Source organism: Wenyingzhuangia gracilariae (genome assembly GCF_056387575.1).
The window spans coordinates 998,707-1,011,269 of the sequence record NZ_CM150748.1 but is presented as its reverse complement, the minus strand read 5'-3'; the positions used below and the strand labels follow the sequence as shown (position 1 = coordinate 1,011,269).

13 protein-coding genes are annotated in these 12,563 nt (G+C 32.2%); 8 read left to right on the top strand and 5 right to left on the bottom strand.

All coding sequences use genetic code 11. The features are described 5' to 3' along the window. Positions 1 to 15: 15 nt before the first annotated feature. The 6 genes from ACY2IJ_RS04330 to hemF all read left to right on the top strand — a co-directional run bounded on the left by ACY2IJ_RS04330 (position 16) and on the right by hemF (position 5,542). The gene (locus ACY2IJ_RS04330) at positions 16 to 678 is read left to right on the top strand and encodes a uroporphyrinogen-III synthase (protein WP_476725928.1); all 663 of its coding nucleotides are present in this window, start codon (positions 16 to 18) and stop codon (positions 676 to 678) included. A gap of 90 nt (positions 679 to 768) precedes the next feature. Beyond that, a complete protein-coding gene (gene hemB, locus ACY2IJ_RS04325) occupies positions 769 to 1,734 on the top strand; it encodes a porphobilinogen synthase (protein ID WP_476725927.1) in 966 nt (321 codons plus the stop codon). A 74-nt stretch (positions 1,735 to 1,808) separates the two neighbouring features. Then, positions 1,809 to 3,098 (top strand): glutamate-1-semialdehyde 2,1-aminomutase, encoded by a 1,290-nt coding sequence (hemL, locus tag ACY2IJ_RS04320; RefSeq protein ID WP_476725926.1) that lies wholly within the window; start codon positions 1,809 to 1,811, stop codon positions 3,096 to 3,098. Positions 3,099 to 3,134: 36 nt separating this feature from the next. Continuing rightward, complete coding sequence (locus ACY2IJ_RS04315) at positions 3,135 to 3,470, top strand: four helix bundle protein (protein WP_476725925.1); 336 nt, start codon at positions 3,135 to 3,137, stop codon at positions 3,468 to 3,470. A gap of 67 nt (positions 3,471 to 3,537) precedes the next feature. Beyond that, positions 3,538 to 4,563 (top strand): uroporphyrinogen decarboxylase, encoded by a 1,026-nt coding sequence (gene hemE, locus ACY2IJ_RS04310; RefSeq protein ID WP_458228508.1) that lies wholly within the window; start codon positions 3,538 to 3,540, stop codon positions 4,561 to 4,563. 73 nt (positions 4,564 to 4,636) lie between these two features. After that, complete coding sequence (gene hemF, locus ACY2IJ_RS04305; RefSeq protein WP_476725924.1) at positions 4,637 to 5,542, top strand: oxygen-dependent coproporphyrinogen oxidase; 906 nt, start codon at positions 4,637 to 4,639, stop codon at positions 5,540 to 5,542. Positions 5,543 to 5,570: 28 nt separating this feature from the next. Here hemF and miaA read toward each other — a convergent pair whose 3' ends face one another. The 3 genes from miaA to ACY2IJ_RS04290 are packed head-to-tail and all read right to left on the bottom strand — an operon-like array spanning position 5,571 to position 8,390. Beyond that, positions 5,571 to 6,473 carry a tRNA (adenosine(37)-N6)-dimethylallyltransferase MiaA gene (gene miaA, locus ACY2IJ_RS04300; RefSeq protein ID WP_476725923.1) on the bottom strand — a complete coding sequence of 301 codons (903 nt, stop codon included), beginning with the start codon at positions 6,471 to 6,473 and terminating at the stop codon, positions 5,571 to 5,573. Positions 6,474 to 6,478: 5 nt separating this feature from the next. Beyond that, positions 6,479 to 7,294: an ion transporter gene (locus ACY2IJ_RS04295; RefSeq protein WP_476725922.1), complete on the bottom strand. Its 816-nt coding sequence runs from the start codon at positions 7,292 to 7,294 to the stop codon at positions 6,479 to 6,481. Further along, positions 7,281 to 8,390 carry an exonuclease domain-containing protein gene (locus ACY2IJ_RS04290; RefSeq protein WP_476726536.1) on the bottom strand — a complete coding sequence of 370 codons (1,110 nt, stop codon included), beginning with the start codon at positions 8,388 to 8,390 and terminating at the stop codon, positions 7,281 to 7,283. Before ACY2IJ_RS04290 ends, ACY2IJ_RS04295 begins: the two co-directional genes overlap by 14 nt. A 145-nt stretch (positions 8,391 to 8,535) precedes the next feature. Between ACY2IJ_RS04290 and ACY2IJ_RS04285 the strand changes: the two genes are divergently transcribed. Both ACY2IJ_RS04285 and ACY2IJ_RS04280 read left to right on the top strand, forming a co-directional pair. Continuing rightward, positions 8,536 to 9,411, top strand: coding sequence for a helix-turn-helix domain-containing protein (locus tag ACY2IJ_RS04285; protein ID WP_476725921.1), 876 nt, complete (start codon positions 8,536 to 8,538; stop codon positions 9,409 to 9,411). Positions 9,412 to 9,495: 84 nt separating this feature from the next. Then, the gene (locus ACY2IJ_RS04280; protein WP_476725920.1) at positions 9,496 to 10,695 is read left to right on the top strand and encodes a Bcr/CflA family efflux MFS transporter; all 1,200 of its coding nucleotides are present in this window, start codon (positions 9,496 to 9,498) and stop codon (positions 10,693 to 10,695) included. On the opposite strand, the gene ACY2IJ_RS04275 is transcribed toward ACY2IJ_RS04280, so the two are convergent. Further along, positions 10,692 to 11,354: a YggS family pyridoxal phosphate-dependent enzyme gene (locus ACY2IJ_RS04275; protein ID WP_476725919.1), complete on the bottom strand. Its 663-nt coding sequence runs from the start codon at positions 11,352 to 11,354 to the stop codon at positions 10,692 to 10,694. The two genes, ACY2IJ_RS04280 and ACY2IJ_RS04275, sit on opposite strands and share 4 nt — an antisense overlap. 153 nt (positions 11,355 to 11,507) lie before the next feature. After that, the gene (trxB, locus tag ACY2IJ_RS04270) at positions 11,508 to 12,455 is read right to left on the bottom strand and encodes a thioredoxin-disulfide reductase (RefSeq protein WP_476725918.1); all 948 of its coding nucleotides are present in this window, start codon (positions 12,453 to 12,455) and stop codon (positions 11,508 to 11,510) included. Between the last annotated feature and the right edge of the window lie 108 nt (positions 12,456 to 12,563).

Below are 12,563 nucleotides of genomic sequence, written 5' to 3'. Positions count from 1 at the left end.
ATAAACTTAGCAACATTGAACGTCCTATCCACTAAAATATTAACAGATTCCCAAAAAAGAATTGTAAGCGGAGTTTCTATAAAAGAAGTTGCTATGATTGAAATTTCTTTTGGAGAAGATTTTAAAATTACGGAAAAGATAGAAAACGCAGTGTTTACAAGTGCAAACAGTGTACGTTCCGTATTTAAAACTCATCAAAATAAAGCCAATTGGTTTAAAACAGTGTATTGTGTAGGTACAAAAACGCAATCTTTGTTAGAGGAATATGGAATTAAGGTAGCAGTAGTTGCAAATAATGCATTGGAATTGGCCAATATTTTAGCAGATAAATTTTCTAAAACAACTAGTTCTTTTAAAGAAATAAGTTGGTTTTGTGGGAATATTAGAAATAATGATTTGGCAACCATTATGGCAGAAAACGGTGTGTTGGTTACAGAATATGTGGTTTATAAAACAGAATTGGTTTCTAAAAAAATAGAAGAAAAGCTAGATTCTATTTTGTTTTTTAGTCCTTCAGGAGTTAGAAGTTTTCTACAAAAAAATAAACCCATTCAAAAACCAGTTATTTGTATCGGTGTAAGTACAGCAACAGAAGCTTTAAATAGTTTTGACCAAGTATATATAGCTAATGAAACTACGGTAGAATCTGTATTAGAAAAATTAAAAGAAATAATATAGTACAAAGTATTAAGTACAGAGTACTAAGAGTAATAAATTGCGTAGTTACGATAGTCCTTGTACTAACTACTATGTATTAACTACTAAGAAATGAATAGAACAAGACGATTAAGAACCTCTGAAGGGATAAGAAGATTGGTTAGAGAAAATCAACTAACAGTTGATGATTTAATTTATCCGTTGTTTATTGAAGAGGGAGAAAACATAGAAAAAGAAATTGGTTCTATGCCAGGAATTTTTCGTTTTTCTTTAGATACCATTTCTAAAGAATTGGATGAGGTAGTTGCGTTAAACATTCCTGCTGTTTTGTTATTTGGAATTCCATCAGAAAAAGATGATGAAGGTACAGAAACGTGGAATGATAACGGAATTATGCAACAAGCGGTTCGTTTTATCAAAAAGAATTATCCTAGTTTGTATGTGATTACAGATGTTTGTTTTTGTGAATATACCAGTCACGGACATTGTGGAATTATTCACGACAACGATGTTGACAACGATGCTACTTTGGTAAACATTGCCAAACAAACCATTTCTCATGCAAAAGCAGGGGTCGATATGGTAGCTCCATCTGGAATGATGGACGGAACCATTGCTACTATGAGAGAAGCCTTAGATCATTCAGGTTTTCCAAACATTCCAATTATGGGCTATTCTGTAAAATATGCATCAGCATTTTATGGACCATTTAGAGAAGCAGCGGACTCTACACCTTCTTTTGGAGATAGAAGAACCTATCAAATGGATCCATCTAACAGATTAGAAGGACACCGAGAAGCTTCTTTTGATGATGAAGAAGGAGCCGATATTTTAATGGTAAAACCAGCTTTATCTTATTTAGATATTATTAGAGATTTAAAAGAAGATTTTGACAGACCCATTGCATGTTACAATGTAAGTGGAGAATATGCCATGGTAAAAGCAGCCGCAGAAAAAGGATGGATAGATGGAGAACGTGTTATGATGGAATCTTTGTTGTCTATGAAAAGAGCAGGGGCAGACATTATCATCACTTATTTTGCTAAGGAAGTAGCTAAAATATTAAGTAAAAAGTAAAAGGATTTTAAGATAAAAGATATTATAAATGTTAAATAATGTCTTTTTACCTTGAAACATTATACATTGAAAAAATGAACACAAAAAATTCAGAAAAACTATACAAAAAAGGATGTGAAAACTTAGTAGGGGCAGTAAACTCTCCTGTTAGAGCATTCGCATCGGTAGGAGGAAATCCGTTGTTTATAGACAAAGCCAAAGGTGCTTATATAAAAGATGTAGATGGAAACAAATACGTTGATTTAGTTTTGTCTTATGGACCTATGATTTTAGGACATAGGAATAAAAAAGTAGAAAAAGCAGTTACACAAGCATTAAAAAAAGGAACTTCTTTTGGAGCTTCTACCAATGCTGAAATTAAACTGGCAAAAATAGTTTGTGATGCTTTTCCAGGAATGGATAAAGTTCGTTTTGTAAACTCGGGTACAGAAGCTGTATTGAGTGCTATTCGTTTGGCAAGAGCACATACAGGAAAAGATAAAATCATTAAGTTTTCGGGTTGTTACCACGGACACATGGATGCTATGTTGGTAGCGGCAGGTTCTGGTTTGGCAACGTTAAGTTTACCAGGATCTAAAGGTGTTCCGGCTCAATCGGTAGAAAACACGTTAATTGCGGAGTATAACAATTTAGAAAGTGTAAAAGCGCATTTTGACAAATATGATGATATTGCTGGGGTAATTCTAGAGCCTGTAACTGGAAACATGGGAGTAGTACAACCTACAGATGATTTTATTAAAGGATTAAGAGCATTAACCAAAGAAAAAAATGCATTATTAATTTGTGATGAGGTAATGACAGGTTTCCGTTCTAAATTTGGTGGAGCACAAGAATTGGTAGGAGTAGAAGCAGATATTACTTGTTTAGGAAAAGTAATAGGGGGTGGTTTTCCTGTAGGAGCTTATGGAGCTCGTAATGAAATTATGGAAAATGTAGCTCCGTTAGGAGGTATGTACCAAGCAGGAACTTTGTCAGGAAACCCTATAGCTATGGCTGCAGGAATTTCAACCCTAACAGAGTTACAAAAACAAAATCCATATGCAAAATTTAACACCATTGCAGAAAAGCTAGAAAATATATTGTTGTCATCAGCCAAAAAGTATGGAGTAGATTTAGTGGTAAACCGATTTGGTTCTATGATCAATCCATTTTTTACAAATAAAGAAGTGACTAATTTTACGGATGCACAATCATCTGATACAAAAAAGTTTGCAACATTCTTTTGGGCAATGATTGAAAATGGTGTGTTTTTACCGCCTTCTCAATTTGAAGCATGGTTTTTATCTTCTGCATTAACAATAAAAGAATTAAAAAAGTTGGAGACTGCAATTGATGCTTCTATGAAAGTAGTAGGAGAAAAGTAAAAGGATTAAGAGTAGAAGGTAAAAAGACGTTTTTAGGTGCATAATTTTAGAGAATTAAATATTTGGAAAATATCTAAAGACTTTTGTAAAGAAGTTTATTTAGTAACAAAATCTTTTCCTAAATCTGAAATTTATGGATTAACAAGTCAACTGAACCGAGCTGTTGTTTCTGTTCCTTCAAATATTGCAGAAGGTTGTGGAAGAGAAACAAGTAAAGATTTTGCTCGTTTTATTACCATTGCTTTAGGTTCTGCATATGAAATAAAAACTCAATTAATTATTGCTTTTGAATTAGAGTTTATAAAAGAAAAAGATTTTGAGGCTTTATTAGATAAAATAAAGCAAATTCAGAAGATGTTATATAATTTTTAGAAGAACATTAAAATAGAGATTGTATGAAAAGTCTTGTTACTTTTTACTTACAATCATTTTACTAGAGATGATAAAAAACGACCTATACCTAAGAGCCTTAAAAGGCGAAACTGTAGAGAGACCTCCAGTTTGGATGATGAGACAAGCAGGAAGATACTTGCCAGAGTTTCAGGAAATAAAAAAGAAATACGATTTCTTTACACGTTGTCAAACGCCAGAGCTGGCTGCAGAAATTACCGTGCAACCTATTCGTAGGTACGGAATGGATGCTGCTATTTTATTTTCGGATATTTTGGTAGTGCCGCAAGCGATGAATATTGAGGTGGAAATGAAGAACGGAATTGGACCTTGGTTGCCAAATCCTATTAAGAACATGCACGATGTAGAAAAAGCAATTGTTCCAGATATTGAAGAAACCTTAGGTTATGTGCTAGATGCGATTAAGTTAACAAAACAGATGTTGAATGACGAAATTCCATTGATTGGTTTTGCGGGTTCTCCATGGACAATTTTGTGTTACTGTATTCAGGGACAGGGTTCTAAAAACTTTGACAAAGCAAAAGAGTTTTGTTTTACACAACCTTTGGCTGCGCATGCTTTATTGCAAAAAATAACAGATACTACAATTGCTTACTTAAAGAAAAAAGTGGAAGCAGGTGTAAATGCTGTTCAGGTGTTCGACTCTTGGGGAGGAATGTTATCTCCAGTTGATTATCAAGAATTTTCTTGGCAGTACATCAATCAGATTATTGAAGCCTTAAAAGACGATGCTCCAGTAATTGCTTTTGGAAAAGGATGTTGGTTTGCTTTGGAAGAAATGGCTAAGTCTAACGCATCTGCTTTAGGAGTAGATTGGACCATTACACCAGAGTGGGCTCGTAAGTTAACAGGTGGAAATATTACACTACAAGGTAATTTTGATCCTACGCGTTTGTTCTCACCACCAGCAGAAATCAAGAAGCAAGTAAAAACAATGATTGATGCCTTTGGAAAAGACAAGTACATTGTAAATCTAGGACATGGTATTTTACCAAATATAGGTTTAGAGAATGCCGGAGCGTTTATAGAAGCGGTGAAAGAGTACGGAAATTAGTACTGAGTACTGAGTACAGAGTATTTAGTTTTAAACTCTGTACTTAATACTTTGTACTCAATACTAATAATAAATGAAAGAACAATTTTATCAATACATACAAAAGTTACAAGATACCATCTGTGCGGGTTTAGAAGCTATAGATGGAGAAGCTACCTTTGTACAAGATTTATGGGATAGACCCGAAGGTGGAGGAGGAAGAACTCGTGTAATTTCTAACGGAGCGGTTTTTGAAAAAGGAGGTGTGAATATTTCATCGGTGCATGGAGAGCTGCCTTTGCCGTTAAGAAAGCAGTTTGGTGTAGAAGCAGGAGACTTTTATGCTTGTGGTTTAAGTTTGGTAATCCATCCAAAGAATCCAATGGTGCCAACAGTACATGCAAATTGGCGATATTTTGAAATGTATGACGAATCTGGTAATGTGGTTACACAATGGTTTGGAGGCGGACAAGATTTAACTCCTTATTACTTGTTTGATGAAGATGCTGTGCATTTTCATACGGTATGTAAAACAGCTTGTGACAAACACAATCCTGAATTTTATCCGTTGTATAAAAAGAAATGTGATGAGTATTTTTGGAATACTCATAGAAATGAAGCTAGGGGAATAGGAGGTTTGTTTTTTGATTATTGCAAACCTACAGAAGATATGTCTTTAGAACAATGGTACAATTTTGTTACAGAAGTAGGCAATAGCTTTTTAGAGAGTTATGTGCCTATTGCAGAAAAACGAAAAGATTTACCCTATACTAAAGAACAAAGAGATTGGCAAGAGGTGCGTAGAGGACGTTATGTGGAATTTAATTTGGTGCATGATAGAGGAACGTTGTTTGGTTTAAAAACCAATGGTAGAATAGAGTCTATTTTAATGAGTTTGCCACCCCATGTACAATGGCATTATTGTCATGAGCCAGAGAAAGATAGTTGGGAAGAAAAATTAATCAACGTATTAATGAATCCTAAAAAATGGATTGTATAAAAAAAGGCTATCTACTGATAGCCTTTTTTTATGTTGTAATTTCTTCAATTTTTTGAATAATAGTTTTCACTTCTGTTAGATAATCAAACCAAAGAGTGTTTTCATCTTTTTTAAACCAGGTCATTTGTCTTTTGGCAAAACGTCTAGAGTTTTTCTTAATTTCTTGTACAGCAAAATCAAAATCAATTTTGTCAGAAAAAAAATCGAAAAGTTCTCTGTAGCCTACAGTTTGTAATGCATTTAAATCTTTTAGAGCATATAGTTCTTGTGCTTCTTTAAGCAATCCTTTTTCTAGCATTATATTAACTCTACGATTAATTCTATCGTACATAACTTCTCTGTCGGCAGTTAATCCAATTTTAATAGGTGTAAAGTTTCTAGGTGTTTTTGGCTTGTTTTTAAAAGAACTATACGTTTGTCTACTACCTATACAAACTTCTAAAGCTCTAATAACTCTATGTGGATTTTCTATAGCTATTTCGTTATAGGTTTCTATATCTAATTCCTTTAATTGACTTTGTAAACTTTCTAAACCTTCTGTTTCTAACCTTTTGTTTAGTTCTTTTCTAACAGATGGAGCAATGGTAGGAAAATAATCTAACCCATTAAGAACAGCATCTACATACAAGCCACTACCACCTACCATAATGACTATTTTGTATTTGGCAAATAATTCATCTAACTTTTCTAAAGCTTCTCGCTCAAAATGTCCTACACTATATTCTTGATGAATACTTTTGTTTTGTATAAAATGATGAGGTGCAGCTGCTTGTTCTTCGGGTTCTGGAACGGCAGTACCAATAGTCATTTCTTTAAAAAATTGCCTAGAATCACAAGAAATAATTTCTGTATTAAAATGCTGAGCTAATTTTATGCTCAATGCAGTTTTTCCTATAGCAGTTGGTCCTACAATGGTAATTAAGTACTTCATTAATTTTATAAGTGTTCTCCACAGTTGTGGCAAAAATTAGCTTTGTGTTGATGACGTGTTTCGTTGCAATTATTGCAAACTTGAGTATTGATTGGCTCTTTTTTTACACTAGTATATTCGGAAGAAACAATACCCGTAGGAACGGCAATAATTCCATATCCCATAATCATTACCAAAGAAGCAAAAAATTGACCCAATGCGGTTGTAGGAGCAATATCTCCATAACCTACAGTAGTCATGGTTACAATAATCCAATAAATACTTCTAGGAATGCTTGTAAAGCCACTATCTGCATTCCCTTCTATAATATACATAATAGTCCCTAGTACCATAGACAATACAAGAACAGCAAAAATAAAAACACCAATTTTAGCTTTGCTGGCTTTTATGGCTTTAATTAAATCGTTAGAAGCACCTACATATCTGGCTAGTTTTAAAATGGTAAAAACGCGTAACAACCTAAGTGATCGTAAAACCAAAAGAGCTTCGGTTCTAGTAATAAATAAACCAATATATTTAGGCAGTGTGGCAATTAAATCAATAATACCATACCAACTAAAAATATATTTTAAAGGCGATTTTACGGTAATTACTCTTAAAATATATTCTATGGTAAATAATAAAGTAATAGCCCATTCTATAATACTAAAGTAAGAACCATATACACTTTGCAATGTTTCTACACTTTCTAGCATTACAACTAAAACGCTTATTAGTATTAAAATAAGCAACACTACGTCAAACAATTTACCAGCAGGTGTGTCGGCTTCGTAAATTATTTCGTGAAGTTTCTTTTTCCAGTTTTGCTTATTCTGATTCAATTCTAATTATTTTTTTGAATTTACCACTGTCCATAAATTTTTTAATTTCATGACGATTGTATAAGTTATTCTCTATGGGTGACAATATGTTTTCTATAATGCTAACATGGTTAATTTGATGAGCCAGCTCTATATAAGCAAATCCTTTTATTTGACCTTTTTGTAACAAGAAAACCGATTTTTCTGCAGTGTTTCTACCTAAGTCTATCAACAATGCGTTTTCTGTGTTAAAAACAGTTGTGGGAATGTGTACTCTTTTTGGAGTATTAAAATGTGGTTTGTTAACCGTTATTTCTTCGTTACTTTTTATGTTGGCAATTAAAAGACTTCCGGTTTCTTCAAAACTAATATCATCAATTTGTCTGTGTAGGGTTTTAGCCCTTTTAGAGGTTCTTAGCAATAATTGATTAACTCCGTTTCTAATATTTCGGTTTTTACCAATATAAATAATATCTCCTTTTTGATTGTGTAAATAGAATACCCCTGTTTTTCTAGGAGATTTGTCTAAGATTTTGATAAACTTATCGCTAATATTTGTAGCAGCATTTGTAGTTTTTGCTTTTCCTTCTGATTTAATGTTGGCTTTAATGATTTGTTTTTCAACATCTTTGTTAAGTAACATTTTAAAAAGTTTTACAGTAGCAACGGCATCACCATTAGCTCTATGACGGTCGCTCATAGGAATTCCTAAACTTCTACATAGTTTTCCTAAGCTGTAGGAATCTTGTTCGGGAATTAGTTTTCTGCTTAATTCTACCGTACACAAGGTGTCTCTTATATATTTGTATCCTAATCTTCTAAATTCGTTTCTTAAAATTCTATAATCAAAATTGGCATTGTGTGCTACAATAATGCAACCTTCGGTAATTTGAATAATTTGCTTAGCTATTTCGTGAAATTTAGGAGCTTTTACCAGCATTTTATCATTAATACCTGTTAGTTGTACCACAAAAGGTTGAATGGGAATTTCAGGGTTTACTAGTGTAATAAATTTATCAACTACTTTTTTACCATCAAATTTATGAATGGCAATTTCTGTCATGCCTTCTTCGTTAAATTTTCCTCCGGTGGTTTCAATATCTACAATAGCGTACATCCAAATAATTAATGTTAGCAATAAAGTTTTAAGCTAAGCGTTTCCTACAAATATAACATATCCAAATTGATTGATGTATATGTAGGAGAAGTAAGTTTATGTAACGAACAAATTGTAAATTTGAAGAAATATAAAGAGCGTTGTTGTGAAGATATTTAATACTATTGAAGAACTAATTTTAGAACTTCAACTAACTAAAAAAGGAATATCTCCTGACTTTTATTTACTAAAAATAGAGGATTTAGATTATGCTAAAAAGTTAGAAAACTTTCCACATTACAAACGTTTTTTTGAAATTTCTTTCTTTGAAGAAAATAAGAATAGTCTTAAAATAGGGCATACCATGTTAAAGGATTTAGACAATTCTATTATTTTTACTTCTCCCATGCAGCCATTGTCTATTTGCCGAGTAGAAAAACCAGTAGGATATATTGTGTTTTTTACAGCTAAGTTTTTTAAACAAGAAAAACATCAATACGATGTGCAGTTGGAGTTTCCCTTTTTTAAACTAAATAGCAATCCTATATACAGAATTAAAAAGGAGGAAAGAGTATATATAAAAAATATATTAGAAGCAATGTATGTTGAGCTAGAGCACAACGAAGCTTATGGAGTAGAAATTCTTCAATCTTATTTAAATGTGCTTTTAAATTACATAAAAAGAATGTTAAAAGGAGAATCTGGAAAGATTAAACTTAAGAGGTATGAAGAAATTACTTCTAAATTTGAAGAGCTTATTTTACAAGAAAGCAAAACACATAAAAAAATAGCTACATATGCTAGTTTGTTAAACATAACACCTATTTATTTGTCGGAGTGTGTTAAGAAAACAACAGGTTTAACGGCTAAAAAGGTTTTAACAAATTATGAAATGCTAAGAGCAAAATCACTTTTAATACAAACCACAAAATCTATAGATGAAATAGCACACAATATGGGGTTTGAAGAAACTACAAATTTTATTAAATTTTTTAAAAACAATGAAGGGGTAACGCCCTTAATTTTTAGAAAACTACCTTAAAAAGTATCATTTTAATCTTTATTTTTATCGTTTTGTTTTCCGTTGTAGCGGCTACATTTGTACTCTATATTTTAATAGAATAAAATGAGAAGCTTTAAAGTAGACCAAACGCATTACAAATCCATAACACTTATAATGGCAACACTAATTGCATTGTCTCCATTTGCAATAGATTCTTTTTTGTCTGCCATGCCTTTAATGGCTACTTTTTATGGTGTTAACATAAATGTAATAGAACTAACAATTACGGTTTATTTTTTAGGTTTTGCTGTAGGTAATTTTTTTGGAGGTCCTTTGTCCGATGCTTTTGGTAGAAAAAACATAGCTTTAATAGGAATTGGTTTGTATGGTATTTCTGCTTTGTCTATACCGTTTTGTAAAAAAATAGAAGTTGTGTTGTTGTTAAGGTTTGTGCAAGCATTTGGCGGTGGTTTTGCCACAGTTACTTCTAATTTATTTATTCGTGATTTGTATAGCGGTAAACAAGTTGCAAAGTTAATAACGGTTACTGCAATGATTATGATGTTGGCTCCTTTGTTTGCTCCTATTATAGGTTCTTATATTACTTTTTATCAAGGGTGGCAAGGTGTGTTTTATTTTTTGTTTCTATTTGCCGTATTATTATTTGTTGTGTTTGTGGTTTTTATTCCGGAGTCTAGAGAAAAAAAATACCTAACAAAAAGTATAACTGTACAACAATTGTTTCAAAAATATAAAGTGTTTTTGTCCGATAAAAAATCAGTAATGTTTTTGTTTTCTATTTGTTTTCCAGTAGCAGGGTTGTATATTTTTATAACTAGTTCATCGTTTATTTATTTAGATTATTTTGGAGTACCAATGGATACATTTCCAATGGTTTTTGGAGCTAATATTTTGTTAAACATTCTGCTTTCTTTATTAAATACAATTCTTCTTAAATATTACAAACCGGTTAAGTTGTTACAGTTAGGATTGTTACTGCAATTAACTACGGGTTTGTTGTTGTTAGCAACTCTTGTTTTGGGTTGTGCTACCTTTTGGAATGTATTTGTGTTGATTGTATTTTTTATAGGTAGTTTGGGGTTAATTTTTGGAAATGGATCAGCAATTATACTAGATATCAATCCGGAAGCGAGCGGATCTGCAAATGCAACGTTAGGGATTTTTAGATTTTTATTAGGCTTTTTGGCCGGAACTTTAATTGCTGTTTTTCACTCAGATAATTTAATTCCTATAGGTATTGCTATGTTTACTTGCTCATTAATAGGAAATATGTTTTTCTATTTTTATAAAAAATTAGCTTAATTGGTGTAGTTTCTGTTCCCAAAAATAGCACTACCTACACGAACCATATTGCTCCCTTGTTCTATAGCTAATTGATAATCACCACTCATTCCCATAGAAATGGTATTAAATTGGGGTTGATCTGGTTTTAGCTCATCATAAAAAGTTTTAAGAAATGAAAATTCTTGTTTAATTTGGTTTTTATCATCTACAAAACTAGCCATTCCCATGAGTCCTACTACTTGTGTGTTTTCCATGTTTTTGTAATCATAACTATTTAAAATGTTTGTAATTTCTTCTTTAGATAAACCAAATTTAGAGTCTTCTTGAGCTATTTTTAATTGTAGTAAACATTTAATAGTTCTATTGTGTTTTTTAGCTTGTTTGTTAATTTCTTGCAATGTGGTAAAACTATCTACACCATGAATTAAATCTACAAAATGAGCCATATACTTTACTTTGTTTTTTTGCAAATGTCCAATCATGTGCCAAGCAATGTCTTTAGGTAATTCATCATATTTAGCTACCATTTCTTGAATTTTGTTTTCACCAAAAACTCTTTGTCCAGCAGTGTAGGCTTCTAAAATATCTGAAACGGGTTTGGTTTTAGAAACAGCAACCAAAGTTACATGATTAGGAATGTTTTTTTGAATAGAAGTTAAATGGTTAGCAATACTCATACCTGTAAGAAAATTTAAAATTTGTATACAAAAATAAGAATATAGAAAGGATTATGTTGAAACTGTATAGAGAATATTAGTGGTGTTACATATAAAAAAACATCGCTAAAAATATATTTTAACGATGTTTTTTTAAGCTTTTAAGAATATTGGTTATTCTAAACTACCCAAATAGCGTTCAGCATCTAATGCAGCCATACATCCCGTACCAGCAGCAGTAACAGCTTGTCTGTATTCGTGGTCTTGAACATCTCCTGCAGCAAAAACACCAGGTTTGTTTGTTTTGGTAGATTTTCCTTGTGTAATTAAATACCCTGTTTCATCCATGTCTAACTGACCTTTAAAAATATCTGTGTTTGGTGTGTGACCAATAGCAATAAATACACCTGTAACATCTATTTGATGTTTGTTACCTGTTTGGTTATTTACAACTCTAACACCTTCTACCACATTACCACCCAATACTTCATCTAATTCTGTATTGTATAAAACTTCTATATTCTCTGTTTTTTCTACTCTGTGAACCATTGCTTTAGAAGCTCTCATGTAATCTTTACGAACTAACATAGTTACTTTATTACAAATATTAGCCAAATAAGTAGCTTCTTCTGCAGCTGTGTCTCCAGCACCTACAACAATTACATCTTGTTTACGGTAAAAGAAACCATCACAAGTAGCACAAGCAGATACACCACCTCCTTTTAAACGTTCTTCGCTTTCTAAACCTAAATATTTAGCTGTAGCTCCTGTTGTAATAATTACAGTTTCGGCCTCTATTTCTTTTGTTCCATCAATGGTTACTTTATGAATACCACCAACTTCATCGCTAAAATTAACGGCTGTAGCCAATCCAAAACGTACTTCAGTTCCAAAACGTTCAGCTTGTTTTTTCAAATCTTCCATCATAGCAGTACCATCAGTACCGTTAGGATATCCAGGAAAATTATCAACTTCTGTAGTTGTTGTTAATTGTCCACCCATTTGCATACCTGTATACATTACAGGTTTTAAATCTGCTCTAGATGCATATATAGCAGCAGTATATCCTGCAGGACCTGATCCTATGATAAGGCATTTAATTCTTTCTGTAGTTTCTGACATATTTCTATGAGTTTTAGAATTTATGAGTCGCTAAAATAATTTTTTTTTACAGGTATTTGTTGTTAATGTTTATAACTTTTTATAATCCTTTAATTGATGCTATTTATA